The sequence below is a fragment of the Kitasatospora sp. MBT66 genome (genome assembly GCF_000710405.2).
Classification (GTDB): domain Bacteria; phylum Actinomycetota; class Actinomycetes; order Streptomycetales; family Streptomycetaceae; genus Kitasatospora; species Kitasatospora purpeofusca.
Genome location: NZ_JAIY01000003.1, coordinates 549713 through 571694 on the forward strand (window position 1 = coordinate 549713; position 21982 = coordinate 571694).

The following is a 21982-nucleotide window of genomic DNA, read 5'->3' on the forward strand; positions in this document are numbered from 1 at the left end:
CTGACCGCCACCGGCTACCTCACCGCGGCGGTCCGCGGCCGGGCCGCCCGGATCGCGGCCCGCCGGGCCTGCGCCTCCGGTCGAGCCGCCTCCGGTCCCGCCGCGGGCGCCGCGCCCGACCTCCCCGGGGGCACCCCGTGAACGCCGTCCCGGTCTTCCTCTACCACGCGGTGTCCGACGACCCGCCGGCCTGGCTCGCCCCGTACACCGTCACCCCCGCCGCGTTCCGCGCCCAGCTGGCCCGCATCCGGGACAGCGGCCTGCGGGTGGTGCCGCTGCGCCGACTGGTCACCGCCCTGCGCGGCGGACCGCCGCTGCCGCCCGGAGTGGCCGTCCTGACCTTCGACGACGGTTACGCGGACTTCTACTGGACGGTCGCCCCGATCCTCTCCGACCTGGGCCTGCCCGCCACCCTGTACGTCACCACCGGCGCCCTCCACCCGCCCGGGGGGCGGGGCAGCGGAAGCCTGCTCCCGCCGGCGCCGATGCTGAACTGGCGCCAGCTCGGCAACCTCGACGCGCTCGGCGTCGAGATCGGCGCCCACTCCCGGACCCACGTCCCGATGGACACCGTCCACGGCAGCCGGCTCACGGACGAGGTCGTCGGCTGCAAGCGCCAGCTGGAGGACGTGCTCAACCACGAGGTCGCCTCCTTCGCCTACCCGCACGGCTACTCGGGGGCGGAGGTCCGCCGCAAGGTCGCCCAGGCCGGCTACACCTCCGCCACCGCGGTCGGGAACCTCTTCAGCTCCCCGGCCGACGACCCGCTGCGGATCGCCCGGCTGATGGTCCGGGCCGACACCCCGCCACGGGTGTTCGACGACTGGACCAGGCTCCGGGGCGCCCCGACCGCGCCCCACCGCGAGAGCACCGCCACCAAGGCGTGGCGCGGCTACCGCCGGCTGCGCGCGGCCCTCGGCCGCCCGGTCGGCGGTCCACCGAAGAGCCCCGGTCAGGAGTGATCGCCGTGACCGACGCCCCGGAACGTGAAGACGTCCGACCCGACCCGCGGACACCGGCCCCCCGAACCCCCGTCCACGTCGACCCCGCCCCCGACCCCGCCCGGCGGCCCCACGGGCTGCGCGCGGTCCTCGCCGCGGCCCCGTCCGCCCCGTCCGGCTGGATCGCCCTGGGCGCCCTGCCCGTCGCGCTCGCCCTCTGGCTGCTGGCGCTGCCGAACGCCCGGCTCTCCCGGATGGGCGACCTCGGCCTGCTGCAGGCCCTGCCCCCGCTCTGGTTCGCCGCCCCCGTCCTGCTCACCGTGGGCTTCGTGGCCGTCCTGCGCTCCCCGGTGGTCCGCCACCGGTGGGCGGGCGCCTATGTGCTGGCCCTGATCCTGGTGGTCCACGGGACGCCCAGCCTGCTCTACCCGACCCTGCGCTACGCCTGGGCCTGGAAGCACGTCGCGATCGTCGACGCCATGCTGCGCCACGGCGGGGCGGTGCCGGGCGCGGGCAAGCTGGACGTCTACAACCAGTGGCCCGGCTTCTTCGAGTTCCACGCGCTGGTCCTGCGCGCCACCGGCCTGGACTCCGTGCTCGGGTACGCCTCCTGGTACCCCGTGATCACCAATGTCCTGCTGCTCGGCCCGCTGCTGCTGCTCTACCGGAGCTTCACCACCGACCGGCGGCTGGTCTGGGGCGGGATCTGGCTCTACTGCGCGACCGCCTGGGTGGGGCAGGACTACTTCTCCCCGCAGGCGTTCGCCTACCTGCTCCACCTCACGGTGATCGCCCTGGTCGTGCACCGGCTGGCGGCGCGGCGCCGGTTCGCCCGAGCCGCGGCCGGATCCGCGACCGGTGGATCCGTGAGCGATGCCAAATCCGTGAGCCCTTCCGCACCCGCGCGCCCCGCCGGACCCTCCGGTGCCCGGGCCCTCGGGACGGTCCTCGACGGCTCCGCCCGGGCCGGCTGGCGGGCGGCGCCGTTCGCCCTGCTGCTGGTCCTGATCGCCGCGATCGTCTCCTCCCACCAGCTCACCCCGGTCATGCTGGCCGTGAGCCTGCTCCTGCTGGCCCTGGGCCGCCGCAACCGCCGTACCGTCCTGCCGGTGCTGGCCGCCGTGGTCGGGCTCACCGTCCTCTGGGACGCCACCGTCGCCCGGCCGTTCGTGTCCGCGAACCTGAGCGGTCTGATCGCCGCCCTCGGCTCCCCGGACCACAACGCGGTCGCGGGCCTCGCCCGGCTCGGCGAGGCGCCCTTCGGCCAGATCCTCGCCTCCTGGGCCGACCGCGGCCTCACCGCCGCCGTCCTCCTGCTGGCCCTGGCCGGCGCCCTGCGCCACCGGTGGGTGCGCCGGGTCGGCCTGCTGCCGCTGCTGGTGGCGCCGATCGCCGTCCTGCTGGCCAACGCCTACGACGGCGAGATGCTGTTCCGCGCCTACCTGTTCGCCCTCCCGGCCGCCGCCCTCCTCGCCGCCGCACTGCTCTGGGGCAACCGCGCGGGCACCCGCGCGGAGGACGCCCTCCCGCCCGGCACCGCGCCCCGGCCGGCCACCCGGCCCGGCGGCCCGCTGCGGACCGGCGTCTGCGCCGTCCTGCTGCTCGGCCTCCTCGGCGGAACCCTCTTCGGGTACTACAGCAAGGAGGCGATGAACTACTTCACGCCGCAGGAGGTCGCGGCGGTGCGCTACGTCGCCGAGACCTCCGCAGGTTCCCGGATCATCTCGCTGACCGCCGACGAGCCGGGCGGCGAACTGAACTTCGACACCCACGACCGGCTGGTGCTCGGCGACGCCGCCGGTGAGGACCTGCGGCACCTGGCGGCGGAGCCGGGCGACGCCCTGCGCGGCGCGCTGGCCACCCCCAACGCGGCCGGCGGCCCCACCTACCTGATCCTCACCAGGGCCCAGGTGCTCGACTGCGAGCTGACCGGCCTGCTGCCGGCCTCCGCCGTCCAGGGCCTGGCGGCCGCGGCGGCGGCCGAGCCCACGCTGCGGCGCGTCTACGCCAACGAGGACGCCGTCGTCTACCAGTACACCGATTCCGGCGCCGGGGGCGGCGCGGCCGCCCCCGCCGGAGGGAGCACGCCATGACCGCCGTCCGACCGTGGACCCCTTCCCGCCTCCTCCCGGTGCTGGGCGGCTGGTGCGCCCTCGCGGCCCAGCTGCTCCCGGTCGGGGTGCCGTTGCGGGCCGTCGTGGTGGCCGCCTTCCTGCTGGCCGGGCCGGGCGCGGCGGCCGCGGACTGGGCCCGGCCGCTGCCCCGGCCGGCCCGGGGGCCGGACCGGCTGAGCGCCGCCGGGCTGGTGGTCGCGCTGAGCCTGGCGTTCGCGGTGCTGACCGCGGAGGTGCTGTTCTTCACCGGCTCCTTCGGCGCGGCCCGCGCGGTGCTGGTGCTCGCCGTGCTCACCACGGTGCTGGCGCTGCTGCCGCGGCGCCTCCCGCGCCGCCCCCTGCACCGGCCGCACCCCTCGCGCCGACTGCACCGGGACCGGGACGGAGGCCGGGACCGTCGGCCGGACGGGCGTCCGCCGGTCCGGTGGCGACTGCTCACGGTGGCCACCGTGCTCGCACTGTCCGCCGCCTGCGGGGCCACCGGCAGCATCGGGAGTACCGGGAGCGGCGCGAACGGCACCGCCGTCGGCAGCCTGTTCGCCCCGTCCGCCCCGGCCGCCGCCCCCTCCACCGCGCCCCTGCCGGTCGGGGCCGACCAGCCGCCGTCGACCGGCCCGTGGCACTCGGTGTTCCGCGACGACTTCAACGGCTCCGGCCTCGACCACGGGTCCTGGGCGACCTGCTACGACTGGAACGACGGCGGCTGCACCAACGCCGGCAACCAGGAGGACCAGTGGTACCTCCCGAGCCAGGTCTCGGTGGCGGACGGCAAGCTCACCCTCACGGCCGAGCGCCGGGCCACGAACGGCAGCGACGGCAAGACCTACCCCTGGACCTCCGGGATGGTCTCCACCGGCCGCGACCAGTGGGACGGCACCCCCCGGAAGACCTTCACCTACGGGTACTTCGCCGCCGCGATCAAGACGACCGGCCAGGCGGCCGGCATGTTCCCGGCCTTCTGGCTGCTCCCCGCCGGCACCCGCGGCGGCCTGCCCGAGCTGGACATCGCCGAGTTCATCAACACCGACCAGTACGCCGACCTCAACCTGCACGCCCAGGCACCCGACGGCACCAACATCGACGCCCACTACTCCCACGGCCCGGCGGACTTCTCCAGCGGCTACCACGTCTTCGGACTCGACTGGGAACCCGACGCGGTCACCTGGTACGTCGACGGCGTGCAGGTCTTCCAGGTCACCGACCCGAACGTGATCCCGAACGTGCCCATGGAGCTGATCCTCGACCTGGCCGTCGGTTACCACCAGTCACCACCGGCCGGCGTCGACCGGACCCAGGTGGACGTCGACTGGGTCGGCGTCTGGCAGCACTGAGCACGCCGGAGAGCGCCGCAGCACCGAGCATCGGACTAGTGCGGCACTGCAGCACCGCAGCACCGTGGCAGCGCAGCACCGAAGCACCCCAGAGGAAGGCCGACACCGTGAACCGCACCAGCCCCGCACTGGACCGCAGCACACCGGTCCTGCTGGTCAGGGTGGGCCGGTACCCGCTCGCGCACGGGCCGCTCGGCGCCGTCCGCTCCCTCGGCCGGGCCGGCGTCCAGGTACGGGCGATCGTGGAGGACCGGCTCACCCCGACCGCGCTCTCCCGCTACCTGACCCGCGCGATCGTCCGCCCCACCAGCGGACGCGAGCCCGCCGACCGCCTGGTCGCCACCGTCGCGGACGTCGGACGCCGGCTCGTCCGGGAGTCCGGCCGCCGCTGCGTGGCCGTGCCCACCGACGACGAGGCCGCCGTCCTGCTCGCCGAGCACGCCGCGGAACTCGCTCCGTACTTCCTGCTGCCACCGGTGCCCGCGGCACTGCCGCGCCGGCTGGCCGACAAGGGCGCCCTGTACACCGACTGCCTCCGCTACGGGATCCCCGCGCCGCACAGCGCCGCGCCCGCCGACCGGGACGAGCTGCTCGACGCCGCCGAACTCTGCGGCTACCCGCTGGTCCTGAAGAACCTCGCCCCCTTCACCCGGCTGAGCCACCCCGTGGTGAGCCACGCCACGGTGGTGCGCGACGAAGCCGAACTGCTGCGCCACTGCCCCCCGGACCGCCCGCTCTCGGTGCTCGCCCAGGAGTACCTGCCGGACGAGCGGACCGAGCACTGGATCACCCACCTGTGCTGCGGCCCGGGCGGCGAGCCGCTGGCCCTGTTCACCGGGCGCAAGCTGCGCTCCTACCCGCCGTCGGGCGGATTCACCACCCGCGCGGTCGCGGTGGCCAACCCCGAGCTGGCGGCCCTCGCCGCCGGACTCTGCCGGCAGATCGGCTACAGCGGCATCGCCGACCTGGACTGGCGGCTGGACCTGCGCGACGGCCGGTACAAGCTGCTCGACTTCAACCCCCGCGCCGGAGCCCAGTTCCGGCTGTTCGAGACGGTGGACGGCGTGGACGTCGTCCGGGCCCTCCACCTGTCGCTCACCGGCCGGCCGGTCCCGCGCGGACCCCAGCTGGACCGGTACTACGGCGTCGGCCAGCTGGACGCGCTCTCCGCCGCCGTCGCGCTCTGGCGGGACCGCCACCCGCCCACCGACCTGCGTCCGCGCCGGTCCACCGAGCGGGCCTGGCTCTGCCGCGACGACCTCGTCCCGGCGGCCGCGATGACCGTCCGTTTCACCGGTCAGGCGATCCGCAGGGTCGCCGGAACCATGACCGCCCGAGCCGGAGGAGGCTCGTCATGACCATTCCGCACACCGTTCCGGTCGCGGTCGTCGGGGCAGGCCCGTACGGCCTTTCCGTCGCCGCCCACCTGACGGGCCGGGGCGTGCGACCGCGCGTCCTCGGCGTCCCGATGGAGAGCTGGCGGACCCGGATGCCGGCCGGGATGTTCCTCAAGTCCCTGCCGCGGGCCTCGTCGATCTCCGACCCGGCGGGCCGGTACCGCCTGGCCGACTTCCGGGCCGCCTCGGGCCTGCCCCCGGTGGGCGACCGCTACGCCGTACCGCTGGACGAGTTCGTCCGCTACGGCGAGTGGTTCCAGCGGGCCTGCGTGCCCGAGGTCGAGCGGGCCGCGGTGGTGGGGATCGAACGTGTGCGGGACGGCTTCCGGCTGACGCTGGACACGGGCGAGGTGTTCGGCGCCCGGGCCGTGGTCCTGGCCGGAGGGTTCCCGCCGTACGCGCGGGTCCCGGAAGTACTGCGCCCCCTGGTCGAGGCGGGCCTCGCCTCGCACACCGCGGACCACGCCGATCTGGCGAAGTTCGGCGGCCGCCGGGTGGCGGTGATCGGCGCCGGGCAGTCGGCGCTGGAGAGCGCCGCCCTGCTGCACGAGGCCGGCGCCGAGCCGGTCCTGGTGGCGCGGACCGGGGAGCTGCTGTTCGGCGAGCCGCCGGCCTCCGAGGACCCCGCCGACCGCCCGTGGCCGGTGCGGCTGGCCAAGCCCGGCTCACCGCTGGGCCCCGGCTGGTCGTTCACCGCGTTCAGCCGGGCCACCGGGGCGTTCCGCGCCCTGCCGGACGCGACCAGGGCCAGGCTGGTGCGCACCGTGCTCGGCCCGGCCGGCGGCTGGTGGCTGCGCGAGCGGCTCGAGGGCCGCTTCCCGGTGCTCACCGGGCACGAGCTGCTGACGGCCGAGCGGACCGGCGGTGACGGCGGCCCGGACGGCGGCGACGGCGGGGTGCGGCTGGGTCTGCGCGGCACCACCCCGGAGCTGGAGGTGGACCATGTGCTGGCCGCCACCGGCTACCGGGTGGACGTCGGGCGGCTCGACTACCTGTCGTCCGAGCTGCGCGGCACGGTCGACCGGCGCAACGGGGGAGCGCCCCGGCTCTCGGCCGGCTTCGAGTCCTCCGTCCCGGGGCTCCACTTCGCCGGGCTGTCCGCCGCCGACACCTTCGGGCCGCTGATGCGGTTCGTCTGCGGCACCGGCTTCGCGGCCCGGCGGATCAGCCGCTCGGTCGCGGCCGGCCCGGCGGGGAGCCGCTGAGCGGGGCCGCCGGTCCGGCCGGCCCGCGCCACCGGGAGCGCTCGGCCCACCGGGAGCGCTCAGCCGACCAGCCGGGGCAGCTCGATCGAGTGACCCGTCCGCTCCGCCTTGGCCCGCAGGTACCGGACGTTGCTCCCGGACAGGTGCACACCCGTCGGCACCCGGCGCTCGACCGTGACGCCCAGGGCGGCCAACTGGGCGTCCTTGTCCGGGTTGTTGCTCAGCAGCTCGATCGCGTCGACCCCGAGCGCGCCGAGCATCTGCGCGGCCGCCGTGTAGTCGCGGCCGTCCTCCGGCAGTCCGAGCGCCGTGTTGGCGTCGTAGGTGTCGAGACCGGAGTCCTGGGGTAACGCTACACCTCTCCACCTTGTTCCCGACCTGCGGAAACACTGCGAGGTGGACGGCTACGTACCTGCTTCCTAATCCGACTGGTTGCCCAGGCGGCTCGCTGCTTCCTGCCGAAGTTGGTCCGAGTAGGCGCGCAGGCGGTCCATGGTCAACTCGGCTTCAGTCAGCTCCTCGGACGGCAGGTAGACCACTCGCGGGGCATCGGGGTCGCCTCGGGTTATCTCGACTTCGAGCCCCATCAGGCCCCGCTGCTTCGTAGGCGTCATGCGGGGAGCCTATCCGGTGATCGACTTCCGGTTGCAGGCTTCTCCTGGATGGAGAAGAGGGCCCCGTCCTGCGACTGCGGGGCAGCGACAGGACGGGGGCGCCCCCGCAGGAGGCGGGGGCACGGGATGGCTGGGTGCGGCGGTCAGTCCGTCGATGCCAGAGCACTGGTGCCGGAAAACTCTGAGGCGAGCGCGTCCATGATCAGCTCGTCGCATACCGTGCCGCGCCAGTACCCGGCTTGGCGCATCGCGCCGACGTGCTGGAAACCGGCCTTCTCGTAGACCCGGATGGCGGTTTTGTTGGGCGCGAGGACCTTGAGCCACACGGACCGGAGGTTGGCGACATGGAACCCGAAGTCCAGCGTCAGCCGGGTCGCCGGGGCGGCGAGGCCCTTGCCGCGTGCCTCGGGCGCGATGACGAGGATGTATTCGGCGGCGCGGGTATAGGTGTCGGGCTGGAGCGTGGTCATGCCGGCCGGCACCGGGTTCTCGGCGTCCGTGAGGTCGTAGACCGTGAACCTGATGTTCCTGCCGGCGAGCTGCTGCTGAAGGCCCTGAGTCCGGCTCGGCAGCGACTCGGGAACCGGGCGGCCGAACCCGATCAGTGAACTCGGGTCTTCCTCCCAGCGCCAGTACTGCTCTGCCAGGTCGGATCGAAGGGGGCCGAGCCCGCAGGTGCCAGCGGACATCCAGATCATCTGTTCAACGGACATGGAGTGCTCCGGGGATGCTAAGAATCGTTGTGAACAGGCCAACTGACGCGGACTCGGCGACGGTCGTGCCGTCAACGGTCTCGATCCAGGCGTGCAACCGTATCGGGTCTGGTGCGACGCCGTGACGCCAAACCGCAGCCTTACCCGCGAGGTGAAGTAGCAGCATCGCGGCGGCCGACTCCTCAAGGCAGTTGGTCCGTCCGGGCGAGTACCGGCCCGCGCTACGTGCGGCGTGAACTGCCTGCGCAGCTTCGCTGGTGGTGGCCGGACTTCTCCGCCCTGCCGTGCTGGCGGAGTGCACCAGCTTGAGAACGCGGCCCATGGCCTCCTGCTCCGGACCTGCGGCCTTCACGGCGTGGACCACCGCGAGGGCGGCGGCAGCGGCCAGCGTCCGAACACGCGGAACCGGCGGTAGCGGACTCAGACCGGCCCGGAACTCGTCGCCGCCCCAGCTTGCCTCCGGTGCCGTCGCCTCGCGGACGGCCCGCCACGGACGGGGGCGGTCGGACTCCACCAGCAACCCACCGCCCAACAGCGAGGTCAACAGCTTCACCGGGAGATGTCGGCCGCTGCCGAACTTGGCCGCCTGGCGGAGGGCCGCGCCGGCCGACGCGGGGAGAGCGCTTACCTGGCCGTTGCGGTAGTTGACCAGGACGACAGCATGCCCGAAGTCCACACCCCGGACGTGCCCAGGCATGGTCACGAACGGAGCCGGGTTAGCCACGGCCTTCCCCCTCTTGCGCCACAACCCATCTCGGCTCCGGCTCGCGGTCCAGCGACAGCAACCACGCTTCGACGGCAAGCGTCCGGTCCAGAATCCCCATCGGCACGGGCATGCCCATTGCGGCCTGCTTCAGCACGCGGCGAAGGGCCCGGGGCTGGACCAGGCCGAGGGCGGCGAGGAACCCGTCCGCCAGGCCGAGCAGGGCCTCCAGATTCTCCCGCCGACCGGTGTAGAAGTCAGCGTTGAACGAGCCCTTGGTGGTACGGCCTGCGAGTGGGGGCGGCAGCAGGTCACCCATCGCTCGGACCAGTTGCGGCTTGTAGGCGTACACAGGTGGTCGGGATCTAAGAGGGACGCTCAGAACGGTGTTGACCACGCTGGCGTCCAGGAACGGGTTCCGAAGCTGGATACCCACGTCCTCCGCCAGCGCGGCATCCGCTTGAGCCGTCCGAGCCACCTCACGAACCTCATCAATGACCGTGCGGACCCCGGCGTCAAGGCCCCCGAGCGGGTCCGGGGCGGCTGCCACGCGTTCAACCTCACCCCGAACGAGCGGAAGGGCTTCGGTACCTGCCCACGCCGGGAGCCTGATGGGCGCGAACCAGTGGACGGTGCCAGTGGCCAAGGACGAGCCCTGACTGATCTGCTCGGCGAGCGCAGTCAGGGCGTCGGCCCGGGAGATGCGGGCCGCGGCGACCGCCTGCCGGAGGATGTTCGACAGCGGTAGATGCCGGAGCCGGGCCCAGCCCGCGGCCTGGTCGAAGGCGGCCCGGAACTGCCGGTGCCGCGCGAGATCGGCCATGTGGACCGGCGGCTGCGAGCAGACGCTGTCCCCGCCGTCGCCGGTCAGATGAAGCCTGGTGTCGAACTGCTCGGCCATCCATTCCAACTGCCGAAGCAGCCCGGCACAGGCCATCGTGGACGGGGCAGGCTCATCGGCGGCTGGCACGTCCGTGATCCCCGTGTAGGGCAGGTGTTCGCGTTTGGTCGGCAGCAGGTGGTGCTCGATCCTGGCAGGCATGGAGTCCGCCACGAGCCGGGCGAACCGAAGATCGGCCCCCGACTCGTCCCCCTCGGGGTGAACCGTCACGGCTGGGACGCGCACGTTGTCGGGCGTTTGCTGTGCCGCCAAGAGCGTGACAGAAGACGAGTCGAGACCGCCCGACAGATCAGTGCTGAACGGGCTGTCTCCGAGTCCCAGGCCCACCGCCTTCTCAAGCTCGCCTCGAAGGCGTCCGGCCAGCTCCGGGCCGAAGTCCGGCCGTGGCAGCCAGAGGTTCGTGATCTCGGGTGGGGTACCCGGAGCGAGCCGGATGCGGGCGCCCGGTGGCAATTGCTGAACCCCGTCGAAGAATGACCGGCCCCCGACGAGAGCGGGAAGCAGCGGCGTGAACACCGCAGTCACGAGCCGTCGCGTATCGACTGGGGCCTGGTTGAGTCCTGCCAAGAGCCGCGACGACGACGACCAGGCCCACCCCGAACCGAACGGGGCAATGTAGACCGGCTGAGCGGCGGCCGGGTCGGTGAAGATCACCGTCTCGTGCGCGACTTCGCTCACCACCGCGTAGGCCCCCGGCCAGCGCCACGCCAGATCGGCGGGCAGGGGACCAGCGGCCAGCACCTTCAAGTCAGCCGGGCGCGCACCGCTCAGCCCGAGGACGAACAGTCGACGGGGTGGGCCACCCTGCGCCACGTGGAGCTGGGTGGACGTCATGCCGTCTCTCCATACGCTCGACTGCGGATGCAGCCGTATCGCCCCCAGCGGGTGTGGTGTGGCCGCTACGGAGCCGGTGAAGCCCCCGAAGCCCATACTGGTCTCCCCTCGGGATCAATGGCAGAACGCGGAGCGGTGCGGTCCCGAAGGACCGCACCGCAGTTACAGCGGGACGATCAGCCGGCGTACTGGTACACGTGCCGCTTGCCCTCGCCGCCGTCGGAGGTGCCGCCCATGGTGAGGGCCGCGGCGTCGCCGATCACGGTCACGTCGTCGTCCTCGTCGGCCGCGATGGTGGGCTCGTTCACGTTCATTTCTCGGTTCCTTCCTGCCGGGTGGTGCAACGACCCATCCGGGGGATTTCCCGGTGGGGCCCAGCCTGGCGGACTTCCCTTCCGAACCAGGCCGGGAGCAGTGGGGGTCAACGCCGAGGGCGGCGATGACCGTGAATTCCGCGCACACGCACTTCTCCCGGTGGCGGCGAGGCGGCGGGCACGGACCGAACCGGAGGCTCGGCGACAACCGTCACGAGGGGCTGACCTCCATCTGTCTCAGCCCTCTCAAGAGCCTTTCCATCTCCGGTTGCGACAGAGCCGCTGTCTGGTTGCTCCCTCGCAGCTCGGCGATCTGCTTGGGGGAGAGTTCGGCTTCCAGGACCTTCCCGGGAGTCCTGCGGGCGAGGGGTGCCGCAGCGGGGCCGGCCGAGGGCTGGAGCCCCAGAATCTGCCGCTCGATGTCGGCCAACATCGCTCGGTCGAACCGCAGCTCCAGGACCGGCGGAGGACGGTCTCCGCTGGGGTCCGCGATGATGCCGCTGATCGTCAGCCGGATGGGGAACTCAGGCTGACCAAGGTCCTGCAACTGCTCGGGGGAAAGAGCCTCGATGTAGATCCGACTGCCCTGCCGAAGCTGTGAGCTGTCCTTCGGTACAGGCTGTATCGACGTGGTTCCCGTCGCCGGACCCATCTTCCTCGTCCCCCTTGAGTGTGACGCAGACGATCTTGTTGCCCTTGCTCAAGTCGCGGTCGGTGTGCCACTTCGCGGCCAACGCCTCGATCAACTCGAAGCCACGGCCGCCGAGGTCGTCCGGGCCAGCGGCGCGGGGCCGGGGCAGCTCCAGGGAACCGTCCTCGACCTCGATCCACACCGGTCGACCCTCCAAGGCCACAAAGGTGACCTTGAACGGCGTCCCGGCGTGACGGATCGCGTTCGTAGCCAGCTCGCTGGCAAGTACCACCGGTGTGTCCGGGTTGATCCCGACTTCAAGACAGCACTTCTCGATGAACCTGCGGACTGCCCGAACCACAGTGGGGACAGGTTCGAACTTCGCCGCTCGAATCAGAACGGCATACGGGCTCACGTGAACGTGAGTGATCAGTCCTTGCACAGCTCCTCCACGGATTGGCCGGGGGGAGCCGTGCGCCAACGCGGACGCACTACACTCCGCAGATGGCTCGTAGCGGGTGGTGCAGGAATGAGTTTCCTCGTACGAGCCGCTCGTACGCAAGCCCTTCGTGAGGGTCCGTCAAACTTCACTCGTACGAGGCGTAGCGACTGCTCCGCGCGCTACTCTCGGTCCAGAACATTTGCTGCTGGACTTGGACAGAGAGGAACAGAGCGTGACGAAGGCGCAAGCGTCCCGTGCCATGGTGAGCGTTGGACGGCGGCTGCGGACCCTTCGTATGGACGTGCGTCCGCGTCCCACGCAGGCCGCGGTGGGTGCGGCCCTCGGCAAGTCGCAGGACCTCATCTCCTTGATGGAGAAGGGAGGCCAGCTTCCTACTGATCAGCAGCTGATGACGATGCTGGACCTGTATGGCGTCGATGAGGTCATCCGACTCGATCTTCTCGCCGAGATCAGGGAGGCCAGGGCCTCTCAAGCCGCCTGGTGGGATGAGTATCTGGCCGACCTTCCGCGCAGCCTCGTCCGGTTGATCGAGCTGGAGGACCCCGCGAGCAAGGTCAGTATCGCCACCGGGGCACTGATCCCCTGGCCGTTTCAGATCCACGCGTACATGCAGGATGTAGACGAGTTCCACGAACGGGAGAACGGCGTCGAGAAGACTGCTGTCCAGCACACGGTGCGCCGACGCCGCCAAGACATCTTCTTCCGTGCTGACCGGCCGGCAGTCTTGGCCGCCCTCTGCTCGGAGGCGGCCATCCGGGCCCAGGTTGGCGGCCCCGTAGTGATGAAGGCTCAGCTCGACCACCTCGTGGAGGCCATGCAGCGGCCCAACATCACGCTGCGGATCATCCCCTTCTCGGCCGGCGCGGCGGCTGCCACCCAGCTCAACTTGAACGTCCTGGACTACCCGACCCCGGGCGACCCGGGTGTGGCCACCATGGATACCGGAACCGGTGTGGCGATTCTGGAGGACCCGAAAGAGGTGCGGTCCCGGCGGCGGAGGTTTGACTACCTGGCTGGGAAGGCGTTGACTCCGAATGATTCGCGGGAACTGATCGAGACCCTTAGCAAGGAACTGTGATCTTGATGGAGAAGCAAGAGCTGTACGACGTCCTTCCGCCGGTAGAAGAGCGGATCAAGTCGCCGCTGAGCGAGGGCAACGGCGCATGCGCCACCTTTGCGCCCATCCGGAACAGTGCCGGCGACTTGATCGGGGTCTACCAGGGGGACAGCCAGAACCCTGACCTTCTTGGCGTCCGGTACACCCTGGACGAGTTCCATGCCATGGCTGACGGTATCGACGCCATCCGCCGGGCCCTGGGCCTGTAGTAGCCTCCGCGCCTGCCCTGGGTACCCCCGTCTCCAATGGATGGCGGGGGTGCTTCGCGTTTCGGGCCGTGGCCGCCGGTGGTCCGAGGCGTCGGGGTGGGGCCTGGTGCCAGCGGCCAGCGGGCACGACGGCGGCCGGCTCGGTGGAGGCCGCAGGGGTGGGGCCTGGTGTCCGTTCCCCGATCTCGACTCCGTCGGCGAGGAGCTGCCGCACGGCGGCCTCGGTCTGGTGCAGGCAGGGGTGGCGGGAGTGGAAGTGGCCGTTCTCCCGGATCTCGTACGAGTCGTGGGCGAAGTCGGTGGTGTTGAGGGTGACGTCGAGGCGGCGGTCGTGGTCGGCCCCGGTTACGGTCCAGCGGCCGGTACCCCCCGCGGCCCACGTCAGGTGGATGTCCGCCCCGGTGCGGGTCCGCTCGGCGCGCTCGCGCTCGGCCTGCTCGGCGGCGACACGGTGGCGCTTGGCCTCCAGCTCGGCCTGGTGCTGCTGCTCGATCTCTTCGCGCCGCCGCAGGAACTCGGCGCGGGACTGGGCGGCCTGGCGTTCCAGCTCCAGCATGCGCTGGCGGGCTGCCTCGCGGCGGCGGGCGGCTTCCTGGCCGCCGGGCAGCGGGGGGAGGGCCTGGGGTTCGTGGCGGGCGGGCCAGGGCTCGGCGAGGTCGGCGCGGTGGTGCCGCCAGGCGCGGAGCATCGCGCGGCCATCCGGGGTGGTCGCCACGTCGCCGTGCTCGTCCTGCTGGAGGAACCCGGCCTTGATGACCAGCTCGACCACGCGGCGGCGCACGCGGCGGCCCTTGGCGTCGATGCGGGCCCCGGCCGGTACGAGGCGGTAGCCGGTGCCGTCCCACCACACGCCGCTGTAGTCGTCGCCGCAGGCCGCCGAGACGAGGGCGTAGACGCGGGTGGTCCACCCGGACTTCTCGCGGGCCTCGCGGGTGCGTTCGGCGACGACGAACCGGCGGAAGTCGGCTTCGTGGTCGTCGGCGTGGAGGCGGGCGGCGTGGTAGGCGTCGTCGCGGTGGGGGTGGTCGTCGCCGACCTGGGCCGGGCGGCCGGCGTAGCGGTCGCCACAATCCAGGCACCACACCTTCCCGCCCTCGCCCCGGTAGCCGCCGGGGCCGACGCCGACCGGGCAGGGGTTGCGCAGGCCCCAGTCCAGGGAGGTTCCGCCCCCAGGTATCCAGGGGGTGTGGGCGGGGGTGGTCACTGGTGTCTCCTGGTGCGGTGCGGGGTCGCCGAGGTGGTCACTCTGGGCGATGGGTTGGGGTACACAGCGTAGGAGGCGATGTCAGTATGTCTTTTTAGATCGACATTCTAAAAAGAACATAGACATAGCCTCTAAGGGTGGGACTCAACCCGAATCGGGGTCCGACACTCGGCATACCGACACGGGGGCGACGAGCCTGGGGTGGGGCCTGGTACCTGCGGGACTCGGCCGGCTGGCGGCGTCGATCCAGTCGTTGGCGTCCATGCCTGCGATCGTTGGTAACCCGTCGGGGAACTCGATGTCCGCGCGCTCCAGGCCCAGGCCGAGCAGGTGGCCGATGCGGAGGAACTCCCCGCGTGTCCACCTGCGGAAGGCGAGCTGTGCCTGCACCCGGTGCTGGGTACCGGTGTACGGGCGTGAGGGCTCGACCGGGCCAACACGGTCGGGCCCGTGGTACTCCTGGAAGTCGACGAGTGAACCGTTGGTGCCGGAGGTGACGGTGACGGCGACGGACCTGGGGGCGTGGCCGGGGTAGGCGATGGTGTAGCGGATTTGGGTGACCACTGGTGCTTCCTCGGGGTGGGGGTGGGGTCTGGTGTCTGCGGAGCCCGGTCAGTCGGTGCCCAGGGCTTCGAGCCACTGGGCGGCGTCCATGCCGTCGAGGGTCGGCCAGCCGTCCTGGAACCGGACGTCCCGGGGGTCCAGCTCCAGGCCGATCAGTTGCCCCACGTGCAGGCACTCGCGGACGACGAGGCCCCGGTAGGCGGCTTCCGCACGGACCCGAGCCTCGTCCCCGAAGTACCGGCGGGGCTGGTCCCCGGTGAGCATCCGGCCGGCCGCGCCGTACGGCTGCCGCTTCACGGTCCAAGTGCCCTTGGCGTCGGGGGCCACGGTGAAGCGGACGGCCATCTGCGGGCGGTCACTGGTCTGCGGGTAGGCGAGGGTGTAACCGGTGGGGCTTGGCACGGGTGTCTCCTGGGGTGCTTCGGGGCCGGTAGGGGGGTGGGGCCTGGTGTCAGCGGGGCTCAGTGCTCGGTGGCGAGGTGGCGGCGGCGGGTCTCGTCGGTGTAGCCCTTGGCGGTGTTGCGGGTGGTCCAGCCGCAGGTGCAGGTGGCGGTGGAGTAGGCCCGGCCGGTGCACCCCTCGGTGAGCGGCTTGCCCGAGCTGGTGTGCTTGTGCGTGGGCGGGCACACGGAGCCGTCGGCGTGGTGGTCGGTGCGGGGCGCCCGAGGCTTGGCCACGGTGGGGTCCTTCTTCGGCCGGCGGCCGGGGGTGCCCATCGGGACGAGGCCGAGCCGGGGGGCCTCCTTCTGCTCGGCGTCCCACTCAGCAGGGGTGAGTGCGTCGCCGACGCAGACGGGTTCGGCGTGGTCGTACCAGGTCTCCCAGTCGGCGGTGACGATGCGCTCTGCCTCGCGCTGGGCGGCTTCGGGGGTGGGGGCGAGCACGGGGACGACGTGCACGGTGATCAGGTCGACGGGGACGATGTACTGGGGCATGGTGCTGCTCTCCTGCTGCTCGGGGGTGGGGCCTGGTGCCTGGCCGGGCTCGGCACGGTCCGGAGGGGGCTCCGGGCCGCACCGGGGCGGGTCAGGCAGCCAGTTCGGTGCTGCTGATCAGCAGGCCGGGCAGGCAGTCCTGGAGCAGTGCGGGAACCATCTCGGTGGCCTTGTCGCGCATCCACGGGAAGCCGGGGGCTGTGGCGATGGCGAACGGTTCCCCTCCGTCGGCGGGGACGACGACGCGGAACCTGGCGCGGGTCGCGCGGACGGCCGGGCGGAGCAGGCCGAGGGCGCTGGGGTCGGTGTCGCTGGCGACGCCGTACCGCACCGTGCCGTCCGGCTCGGTCCAGCGCTGCCACCCCGCGCCCGCCGTGCGGGTGCTGCTGGGCTTGATCCGGGGGCGGGGACCGGGGCCGATCTTCACCGCACGGCCGGGGCTGCTGAGCGTCGGCAGGTCCAGCGCGGTCTGCACGGCCTTCGAGTGCTTGGCCTGTGCGCCGCGTCCGGCCGGGGTGGTCACGGCGACGGTCTCGGCGGGTCCGTCCTCGCGGGGCAGGCGGAGCGTGGTGGTCAGGGCGGCGGTGGTGCTCACGGCGGCGGTGTTCCTTCGGTGGTACGGGGTGGGGGTGGGGCCTGGTGGCAGAGGGGGTGGGGCCTGGTGCCTACGCGGCTTCGGCAGCGGGCATGGTGGCGGGCAGTGAGGCGGTGAGGGCGCGGAGTACGGCTTCGGCCATGTCGGGGGTGAGGTGCGAGCACGTGATCTCGATGCCGCTGAAGCGGGCGCGGCTGACCTTGACCTCGGCGTGGGGCGAGGTCCAGGACGTCCCCGCGCCCTGGTTCCAGCGCAGGGTGCGGGTGTTGTCCTCGCCGTTGCGCCTGTTCGCTTCGCCGGGTGGCTGGCCGGTGGTGAGCGGCACGGCCTTCAACCGGCGGGCCACGGCGGTGACCTCGTGCACGTCGGTCAGGTGCCGGTGCTGCCTGGCGCTCATCTCCGCCACCGCCGCATCCAGGACGGGCAGCAGCCGCCGCTGCACGTCCCGGGCGACGTCGGCCCCGGTCTTGGCCCGGGTGACGGTGATGTCCCCCTCTTCGATGTCGTGCCTGTAGTAGTAGGTGCTGCTGTCGGGCAGGACGCCGTGCAGGGTCCACCGGCCGGAGCGCAGCCGTTCCTGCTGGATCAGGATGCGGGCCCCGTCTTCGGTGCGGACGACTTCGGCGCACGGGTGCCAGTCGGGTATCCGGCGCGGGTCGACGGTCCACTCAGTGGAACCGAGGGCCTGGGCGAGTCCTTCGGCGAGCGCCAGCAGCTCGGCGCGGAGGGCGGTCAGCTTGTGGTTGGGGGTGGGCACTGGTGTCTCCTGCGGGTGGTGCCGGGGGTGGGGCCTGGTGTCAGCGGCGCGCGGTCACGCCGCGAGCGTGTGCAGCGGCTTGGCGTCGCGGACCTCGGGTTCGTGGCCGTGGCTGTAGCCGTCTTCGCGCTCGTCGCTCTCGAAGATGTCCAGCGCTTCGGCTTCGGCCTCTTCGGGGCTGTCGGCTTCGACCTCGTACTCGTAGGTCTCGGTGTTGTCGATGCGGACGGTGTAGCGGGGCACAGCTGTCTCCTGCGGGTGATGGGGTGTGGGGGCTGGGGCCCGGCCGGCCTCGGGCTGTCCCGATGCCGACCGGGGGGTGGGGCCTGGTGCCTGCGGGGGCGGTCAGAGCGGGATGCCGCCGACGCGCCTGCCGACGGGGTGGGCCCTGGTGTACTCGGAGCGGGCGGCCTGTCCGGCGCGGGTGACCCGCCAGTACCCGGCCCCGGCTCCGGGGGTGAGGTATCCGGCCTCGGCGAGCCGCCGTGCTGCCGTGCCGTCGGGGTCGGCGACGTCGGCCCCGACGCGGTCGGCGAACGACCAGTGCGAGAGAAGGGCGAAGTCCTCGGGGCTGATCACCGGCCGCTCTCCAGACCGGCGATGATGCCTTCGAGTTCGGCGGTGAGGGCGAGCAGCAGTTCCCGCGCGTCGTGGGCCCGTTCGTCGTCCAGCTCGTCCCAGTCGTCCATGTGCTTGTCGGCGGTGGGCTGGAAGGGGTCGGTGGGGTCGTAGTCGGGCACGTTCTCCGCGATGGTGGTTTCCCAGTTCTCTTCCTGGCGGCGGACGCGGGCAACGATGGTCTGGAGTTGGGCGGTGGTCATGGCGCTGTTCCTTCGGGGAGGGGGTGGGGCCTGGTGTCAGTGGCGGGCGCGGGCCGTCCTCACCGCTTCCACTCCAGCTCGTCCAGGTTGGGGCTGTAGCCGACCAGCCGGACGTTGACGTAGGTCCGAGCGGAGTCGACGGCACCCATGGCGTCGCGGGGGTGCGGGTAGCTCCGGCAGTACCGGCGGCCGGTGTTGACGTCTGCCCAGGCGACGACGTAGTCCCCGCCGTTCGCCGTGTCGGCCATCAGCGCGACCGGTTCCCCGTCCTGCCACGTGACCAGCGCGTAGGGGGTGGTGGTGAGGTCCCGGGCCAGGGTGTAGACCACGGCTGCTCCGCCGGTGGTCTCCAGTTCCTCCAGGACGTCCCATGCGGCACCGCGCGCGGCCGGGTGAACGGTGCTGCGGCCGGACCGCATGAACCCGGCCCAGTCTCCGGCGGGCTCCAACAGGTCAAGGGTGTAGGTGGGGGTGTACACGGTGGCGCTGTTCCTTCGGGGTGAGGGGGTGGGGCCTGGTGCCTGAGCGGCCACGGCGGGGGCCGGAGAACGTCCGGCCGCCACCGAAGCGGCTCAGACCTCCAAGCCGGTGAGCGCCGCGTCCCACGGCTCCATGGCGTCGGCGACCAGCCGGAACACGTGGTCCCCGGCCTCCCGGCCGCATTCCTTGCAGCTGACGGTGGTCGACTCGATGCCGACCCCGTAGACGTAGACCCCGGGGGTGCCGTCGGGTCGGCGGTAGATCTCGAACCACAGGGGCGCTGCGGACTCCAGCACTCCGCCGCAGTCCTCACAGCCGAACTCGTCATGGTCGGCGGTGACTTCGTGGTCCGGGACGTCCGCGACGATCGCGGTGAACTGCTGGGCGACGGCGGCGGACTTGATCAGGTCAACGGGCATGGCTGTGCCTCCGGGGTGGCGGTCGGGGTGGGGTGAGGGGGTGGGGCCTGGTGTCTGTGCACCCTTGGCGGGGGCCCGGCGGGGAGCGCTGGGCCCTCACCAGGGGGGCACAGCTCAGACGGACCGGAAGACGTGCCCGCTGGCGGTGTGGGTGTAGTCGCACTCCCACGCGACCATGTCCAGTGAGGGCCGCCAGCCCCGGCAACTCTCCATCGCGGCGCGGTACTCGGCGTCCGTCTCCATGAGCTGGTCGTGGGCGAAGTCCTCCAGGGTCGACCACTCGCCTTCGTAGGCGTCTTCGAAGGTGTCGACGGCGTACTCAGCGCTGCCGACGTACGCGGCGTAGGCGGTGAGGGCTTCCAGCTCTGCGACGACTCCGGCGTCTTCGGCAAGCTCGGTCAGGTAGTCGGCGGTGCGGCTCACGGTGGTTCTCTTTCGGGTCGGGTCGGTGGCGGTGTGGATCAGACGCTGTCGGGGTCGGCGAACAGTTCGTCCAACAGGAGGTCGAGACCGGGTTCACCCTCTGCGCGCATGTCGCGGAAGGCGTCGAACATCGGGTGCACGTCGTGCGGGTGGTCCATGCCGAGCTTGGCCAGGTTGGGCCAGTAGCCGGACAGGCTGATCATGTCGATGCGGGTCATGGCGGTACTGCCGTTCTGTGGTGCGGGAGTTGGGAGGGGGTGGGGCCTGGTGCCTACGCGGCCCGGCCGTACACGGCGCGGTAGCCAGCGCGGGAGCCGCGCACGATGGCGCGCACGTCCTCGCGGTACGCGGCCCCCTGCTCGGTGGCGTAGCCGTCGAGGTAGGGCGTCAGGACGTCGGTCAGCGGCTCGCCGAGGCTGTGCAGCGTGCGGGCCCGCCAGGGTTCGGCACCGGGGATCGGCACGATGGCGCTCTCGTCCGGGCGCGACTCCTCCAATGCGCAGTCACGGCAGAGGGGTTCGCCACACCGGGTGGTCATGGTGGTGAGCCACTTGTCACAGTCGGAGCACGCGACGTACCCCAGGGTCTCCAGGACGTCTTCGATCATGGTCATGGTGATGTCACCGAGGGACGGGAAGTCGAGTTCCCGGAGCACGTCCTCACCGTCGATGCCGTCCGGCAGGGTGACGGGCGAGCCTTCGATCTCTTCGACCATGGCGGCGCGTTCCCGCTCGCTGTGGTCGTCCTCGTCCAGCAGGGGGTATCCGGCCAGGCTGTCCGCGATCCGGCGGGCGGCGTCGCTGGCCAGGAACGAATCGGCGTCGTAGGCGATCCCTTCACCCAGGGTGTCCCACAGTTCCCCGCACTCCCCGACGGCGTCCGCCATGATCCGGCGCGCGGCCTGCCAGTTGGACTGTGCGCGGACCGCTTCCGTCTCGTGCTGGTGCCAGCCTTCCCCGTCTTCCAACAGGGCCCCCGTGCCGTCCATCACCATGCCTATCCGGGCCCACCCGTGGCCGTCCGCTTCGGACTCCATGCGGGTCACGAAGTCGTACCGGTGGCAGTGCTGGCCGGTGGCGGTGAGGAGTTCGTCAGTCAGGGTCGCGCTCATGATCGTTCCTTGCGTGGTGCGGGTGGTCAGCGGGTGGTGGTCAGCCAGTTGCAGGCGTACGCGCTGCCCTGGTCGCAGGCGTCCTGCATCGCGGTGGCCCATCCGTCGTTGAACGCTGCGGTGTAGGCGTCCTCACTGGCCGGGTCGCTGCCCGTGAGCGACCATGAGCCGTCCTCCCAGAAGGTCACCGCCCGTCCGGCCAGCGCCATGCCTCGGGAGCCCTTCAGGGCCGTCTCGCAGGCTTCGTGACCCCGTCCGCAGGCAGCGGCGACGGTCTGCCCCTCGCCGAGCACGGCGTAGACGTCGTCCGCCGTGATGTTCGCGGGTTCGGCGGGTGTGTGTCCGGCCGCCCACCCGCCGAGCGCGGAGAGGGCGGAGAGGGTCAGGGCGGACAGTGCGAGTCGGATGCGCACGGGGATCTCCAGTGAGTGAGTCGGGGCGGTGAACGTCAGGCGCGGTCGCGGTCGTACGCGCTGACCACGGGGGCGGCTTCCTCGGCCGGAGCGGGGGTCTCGCAGGGGCCCTGTACGGCCCGCTTGACCAGGCCCGGCAGCCGTCGGACCCAGTGCGCCAGAAGGCCGGTCAGCAGGGCCGCAGCGAGCCCCCCGCCCCAGTTGTGGGTCTGCCATGGCGACCCGGCCAGCAGCATGACCAGGGCCAGGGCGGCGGGGGTGATGTGGTTACGCATCGTGATCTCGTTTCGCTCGGTCGGTTCGTTCTGGGGGCAACACTGCCGGGCGAGCATCAGGCAAGTCAAACGGAGATAGCGTGACCTGCATCACACATACCGAAGCGCTCGTTCTCGCCAGAGAGGAAGACGCGCGCTCATGCGAGACGAAGCCAAATCCGTTGTGCTGCAAGGGAATTGGCTGCCCGTGTCGGTCGGTTCGGTGGTCGTCACGGGGCGCCCCGGGGGGTGCCTCCCGCGCGCGTTCCTTTATTGCCCGGAGCGTCATAGCAGCCGAGATCCGATACGAACGCCGGCCGACCTCTTCTTCTGGATCATCTACACAGCGTGACCAGCAGCTATGAACTCGATGTCACGTACTGATTGCGGAGAGTGAGGCCGCGGGCGTCTGCGGTGTTAACCGGGGCGCCTCAATACATGTGGAGGCCGCCCCGCGCGCGTGCGCGCACCTGTTGCTGTGGCACCCCGGCCGGCCTCCTCCCGTAGCCCCGCCAGGGC

Annotated in this window: 30 protein-coding genes and 1 pseudogene; 8 read left to right on the forward strand and 23 right to left on the reverse strand. The window is 71.9% G+C overall.

Annotated features, from left to right (window positions below):
• The first annotated feature begins 137 nt into the window (after positions 1 to 137).
• The 5 genes from BI06_RS04400 to BI06_RS04420 all read left to right on the forward strand — a co-directional run bounded on the left by BI06_RS04400 (position 138) and on the right by BI06_RS04420 (position 6988).
• Positions 138 to 962: a polysaccharide deacetylase family protein gene (locus tag BI06_RS04400; RefSeq protein ID WP_051740219.1), complete on the forward strand. Its 825-nt coding sequence runs from the start codon at positions 138 to 140 to the stop codon at positions 960 to 962.
• Between the two features lie 5 nt (positions 963 to 967).
• The gene (locus tag BI06_RS04405) at positions 968 to 3034 is read left to right on the forward strand and encodes a glycosyltransferase (RefSeq protein ID WP_149030255.1); all 2067 of its coding nucleotides are present in this window, start codon (positions 968 to 970) and stop codon (positions 3032 to 3034) included.
• A complete protein-coding gene (locus BI06_RS04410; protein WP_043465180.1) occupies positions 3031 to 4386 on the forward strand; it encodes a family 16 glycosylhydrolase in 1356 nt (451 codons plus the stop codon). Before BI06_RS04405 ends, BI06_RS04410 begins: the two co-directional genes overlap by 4 nt.
• A 107-nt stretch (positions 4387 to 4493) precedes the next feature.
• Positions 4494 to 5744, forward strand: coding sequence for a hypothetical protein (locus tag BI06_RS04415; protein ID WP_051740221.1), 1251 nt, complete (start codon positions 4494 to 4496; stop codon positions 5742 to 5744).
• The gene (locus BI06_RS04420) at positions 5741 to 6988 is read left to right on the forward strand and encodes an NAD(P)-binding domain-containing protein (RefSeq protein ID WP_043465182.1); all 1248 of its coding nucleotides are present in this window, start codon (positions 5741 to 5743) and stop codon (positions 6986 to 6988) included. Before BI06_RS04415 ends, BI06_RS04420 begins: the two co-directional genes overlap by 4 nt.
• A 59-nt stretch (positions 6989 to 7047) precedes the next feature.
• Here BI06_RS04420 and BI06_RS04425 read toward each other — a convergent pair.
• From BI06_RS04425 to BI06_RS49180, 8 genes and pseudogenes are all read right to left on the reverse strand, one after another.
• Positions 7048 to 7332: pseudogene (locus tag BI06_RS04425) on the reverse strand (GTP cyclohydrolase); the annotation flags it as partial.
• Positions 7333 to 7407: 75 nt separating this feature from the next.
• The gene (locus tag BI06_RS04430) at positions 7408 to 7602 is read right to left on the reverse strand and encodes a hypothetical protein (protein ID WP_043465184.1); all 195 of its coding nucleotides are present in this window, start codon (positions 7600 to 7602) and stop codon (positions 7408 to 7410) included.
• A gap of 143 nt (positions 7603 to 7745) precedes the next feature.
• Positions 7746 to 8315 carry a GNAT family N-acetyltransferase gene (locus BI06_RS04435; RefSeq protein ID WP_082558254.1) on the reverse strand — a complete coding sequence of 190 codons (570 nt, stop codon included), beginning with the start codon at positions 8313 to 8315 and terminating at the stop codon, positions 7746 to 7748.
• Complete coding sequence (locus BI06_RS04440; protein WP_233290001.1) at positions 8305 to 9039, reverse strand: lasso peptide biosynthesis B2 protein; 735 nt, start codon at positions 9037 to 9039, stop codon at positions 8305 to 8307. Before BI06_RS04440 ends, BI06_RS04435 begins: the two co-directional genes overlap by 11 nt.
• Positions 9032 to 10849 carry an albusnodin/ikarugamycin family macrolactam cyclase gene (locus BI06_RS04445; protein WP_043465186.1) on the reverse strand — a complete coding sequence of 606 codons (1818 nt, stop codon included), beginning with the start codon at positions 10847 to 10849 and terminating at the stop codon, positions 9032 to 9034. The genes BI06_RS04440 and BI06_RS04445 overlap by 8 nt, the downstream gene beginning before the upstream one ends.
• Before the next feature lie 80 nt (positions 10850 to 10929).
• Entirely contained in the window at positions 10930 to 11067 is a 138-nt protein-coding gene (locus BI06_RS49175) for an albusnodin family lasso peptide (RefSeq protein ID WP_149030256.1), read from the reverse strand.
• 211 nt (positions 11068 to 11278) lie between these two features.
• Positions 11279 to 11614, reverse strand: coding sequence for a hypothetical protein (locus tag BI06_RS04450; RefSeq protein WP_149030257.1), 336 nt, complete (start codon positions 11612 to 11614; stop codon positions 11279 to 11281).
• The gene (locus tag BI06_RS49180; RefSeq protein WP_149030258.1) at positions 11592 to 12113 is read right to left on the reverse strand and encodes an ATP-binding protein; all 522 of its coding nucleotides are present in this window, start codon (positions 12111 to 12113) and stop codon (positions 11592 to 11594) included. Before BI06_RS49180 ends, BI06_RS04450 begins: the two co-directional genes overlap by 23 nt.
• A 259-nt stretch (positions 12114 to 12372) precedes the next feature.
• On the opposite strand from BI06_RS49180, the gene BI06_RS04455 reads away from it, so the two are divergent.
• From BI06_RS04455 to BI06_RS50295, 3 genes are all read left to right on the forward strand, one after another.
• Positions 12373 to 13239 carry a helix-turn-helix transcriptional regulator gene (locus BI06_RS04455; RefSeq protein WP_149030259.1) on the forward strand — a complete coding sequence of 289 codons (867 nt, stop codon included), beginning with the start codon at positions 12373 to 12375 and terminating at the stop codon, positions 13237 to 13239.
• A gap of 5 nt (positions 13240 to 13244) precedes the next feature.
• On the forward strand, positions 13245 to 13487 hold the full coding sequence (locus tag BI06_RS50290; RefSeq protein WP_158516379.1) for a hypothetical protein: 243 nt from the start codon (positions 13245 to 13247) through the stop codon (positions 13485 to 13487).
• Between the two features lie 286 nt (positions 13488 to 13773).
• Entirely contained in the window at positions 13774 to 14763 is a 990-nt protein-coding gene (locus BI06_RS50295) for a hypothetical protein (protein WP_158516380.1), read from the forward strand.
• 72 nt (positions 14764 to 14835) lie between these two features.
• Here the strand turns inward: BI06_RS50295 and BI06_RS54620 are convergent, their stop codons facing one another.
• From BI06_RS54620 to BI06_RS04540, 15 genes are all read right to left on the reverse strand, one after another.
• Positions 14836 to 15255 (reverse strand): hypothetical protein, encoded by a 420-nt coding sequence (locus BI06_RS54620; protein ID WP_043465200.1) that lies wholly within the window; start codon positions 15253 to 15255, stop codon positions 14836 to 14838.
• A 48-nt stretch (positions 15256 to 15303) separates the two neighbouring features.
• Positions 15304 to 15657 carry a hypothetical protein gene (locus BI06_RS04475; RefSeq protein ID WP_043465203.1) on the reverse strand — a complete coding sequence of 118 codons (354 nt, stop codon included), beginning with the start codon at positions 15655 to 15657 and terminating at the stop codon, positions 15304 to 15306.
• A gap of 59 nt (positions 15658 to 15716) precedes the next feature.
• Positions 15717 to 16190: a hypothetical protein gene (locus tag BI06_RS53165; protein WP_233290002.1), complete on the reverse strand. Its 474-nt coding sequence runs from the start codon at positions 16188 to 16190 to the stop codon at positions 15717 to 15719.
• A 91-nt stretch (positions 16191 to 16281) separates the two neighbouring features.
• Positions 16282 to 16785, reverse strand: coding sequence for a hypothetical protein (locus BI06_RS04485; RefSeq protein ID WP_043465207.1), 504 nt, complete (start codon positions 16783 to 16785; stop codon positions 16282 to 16284).
• 70 nt (positions 16786 to 16855) lie between these two features.
• Positions 16856 to 17542: a hypothetical protein gene (locus BI06_RS04490; RefSeq protein WP_043465211.1), complete on the reverse strand. Its 687-nt coding sequence runs from the start codon at positions 17540 to 17542 to the stop codon at positions 16856 to 16858.
• Between the two features lie 54 nt (positions 17543 to 17596).
• Complete coding sequence (locus tag BI06_RS04495) at positions 17597 to 17785, reverse strand: hypothetical protein (RefSeq protein ID WP_043465213.1); 189 nt, start codon at positions 17783 to 17785, stop codon at positions 17597 to 17599.
• Positions 17786 to 17887: 102 nt separating this feature from the next.
• A complete protein-coding gene (locus BI06_RS04500) occupies positions 17888 to 18121 on the reverse strand; it encodes a hypothetical protein (RefSeq protein WP_043465216.1) in 234 nt (77 codons plus the stop codon).
• A complete protein-coding gene (locus tag BI06_RS04505) occupies positions 18118 to 18363 on the reverse strand; it encodes a hypothetical protein (protein WP_043465218.1) in 246 nt (81 codons plus the stop codon). The genes BI06_RS04500 and BI06_RS04505 overlap by 4 nt, the downstream gene beginning before the upstream one ends.
• A gap of 59 nt (positions 18364 to 18422) precedes the next feature.
• Positions 18423 to 18842: a hypothetical protein gene (locus tag BI06_RS04510; protein WP_043465220.1), complete on the reverse strand. Its 420-nt coding sequence runs from the start codon at positions 18840 to 18842 to the stop codon at positions 18423 to 18425.
• 93 nt (positions 18843 to 18935) lie between these two features.
• Positions 18936 to 19262 (reverse strand): hypothetical protein, encoded by a 327-nt coding sequence (locus tag BI06_RS04515; RefSeq protein WP_043465224.1) that lies wholly within the window; start codon positions 19260 to 19262, stop codon positions 18936 to 18938.
• A 114-nt stretch (positions 19263 to 19376) separates the two neighbouring features.
• The gene (locus BI06_RS04520) at positions 19377 to 19685 is read right to left on the reverse strand and encodes an antirestriction protein ArdA (RefSeq protein WP_043465227.1); all 309 of its coding nucleotides are present in this window, start codon (positions 19683 to 19685) and stop codon (positions 19377 to 19379) included.
• Between the two features lie 38 nt (positions 19686 to 19723).
• Positions 19724 to 19903 carry a hypothetical protein gene (locus BI06_RS04525; protein WP_043465230.1) on the reverse strand — a complete coding sequence of 60 codons (180 nt, stop codon included), beginning with the start codon at positions 19901 to 19903 and terminating at the stop codon, positions 19724 to 19726.
• Between the two features lie 53 nt (positions 19904 to 19956).
• Complete coding sequence (locus tag BI06_RS04530; RefSeq protein ID WP_043465234.1) at positions 19957 to 20796, reverse strand: hypothetical protein; 840 nt, start codon at positions 20794 to 20796, stop codon at positions 19957 to 19959.
• Between the two features lie 26 nt (positions 20797 to 20822).
• The gene (locus BI06_RS04535) at positions 20823 to 21209 is read right to left on the reverse strand and encodes a hypothetical protein (RefSeq protein ID WP_043465237.1); all 387 of its coding nucleotides are present in this window, start codon (positions 21207 to 21209) and stop codon (positions 20823 to 20825) included.
• Between the two features lie 35 nt (positions 21210 to 21244).
• A complete protein-coding gene (locus BI06_RS04540) occupies positions 21245 to 21484 on the reverse strand; it encodes a hypothetical protein (protein WP_043465241.1) in 240 nt (79 codons plus the stop codon).
• Between the last annotated feature and the right edge of the window lie 498 nt (positions 21485 to 21982).

Excerpts from the sequence above, each read along its gene's own strand:
- BI06_RS04410 (WP_043465180.1), top strand. The coding sequence starts at position 3,031 with ATGACCGCCGTCCGACCGTGGACCCCTTCCCGCCTCCTCCCGGTGCTG.
- BI06_RS04420 (WP_043465182.1), top strand. The coding sequence starts at position 5,741 with ATGACCATTCCGCACACCGTTCCGGTCGCGGTCGTCGGGGCAGGCCCG.
- BI06_RS04430 (WP_043465184.1), bottom strand. The coding sequence starts at position 7,602 with ATGACGCCTACGAAGCAGCGGGGCCTGATGGGGCTCGAAGTCGAGATA.
- BI06_RS04435 (WP_082558254.1), bottom strand. The coding sequence starts at position 8,315 with ATGTCCGTTGAACAGATGATCTGGATGTCCGCTGGCACCTGCGGGCTC.
- BI06_RS04445 (WP_043465186.1), bottom strand. The coding sequence starts at position 10,849 with ATGGGCTTCGGGGGCTTCACCGGCTCCGTAGCGGCCACACCACACCCG.
- BI06_RS49175 (WP_149030256.1), bottom strand. The coding sequence starts at position 11,067 with ATGAACGTGAACGAGCCCACCATCGCGGCCGACGAGGACGACGACGTG.
- BI06_RS50290 (WP_158516379.1), top strand. The coding sequence starts at position 13,245 with ATGGAGAAGCAAGAGCTGTACGACGTCCTTCCGCCGGTAGAAGAGCGG.
- BI06_RS53165 (WP_233290002.1), bottom strand. The coding sequence starts at position 16,190 with ATGCCCCAGTACATCGTCCCCGTCGACCTGATCACCGTGCACGTCGTC.
- BI06_RS04505 (WP_043465218.1), bottom strand. The coding sequence starts at position 18,363 with ATGACCACCGCCCAACTCCAGACCATCGTTGCCCGCGTCCGCCGCCAG.
- BI06_RS04515 (WP_043465224.1), bottom strand. The coding sequence starts at position 19,262 with ATGCCCGTTGACCTGATCAAGTCCGCCGCCGTCGCCCAGCAGTTCACC.
- BI06_RS04525 (WP_043465230.1), bottom strand. The coding sequence starts at position 19,903 with ATGACCCGCATCGACATGATCAGCCTGTCCGGCTACTGGCCCAACCTG.
- BI06_RS04530 (WP_043465234.1), bottom strand. The coding sequence starts at position 20,796 with ATGAGCGCGACCCTGACTGACGAACTCCTCACCGCCACCGGCCAGCAC.
- BI06_RS04540 (WP_043465241.1), bottom strand. The coding sequence starts at position 21,484 with ATGCGTAACCACATCACCCCCGCCGCCCTGGCCCTGGTCATGCTGCTG.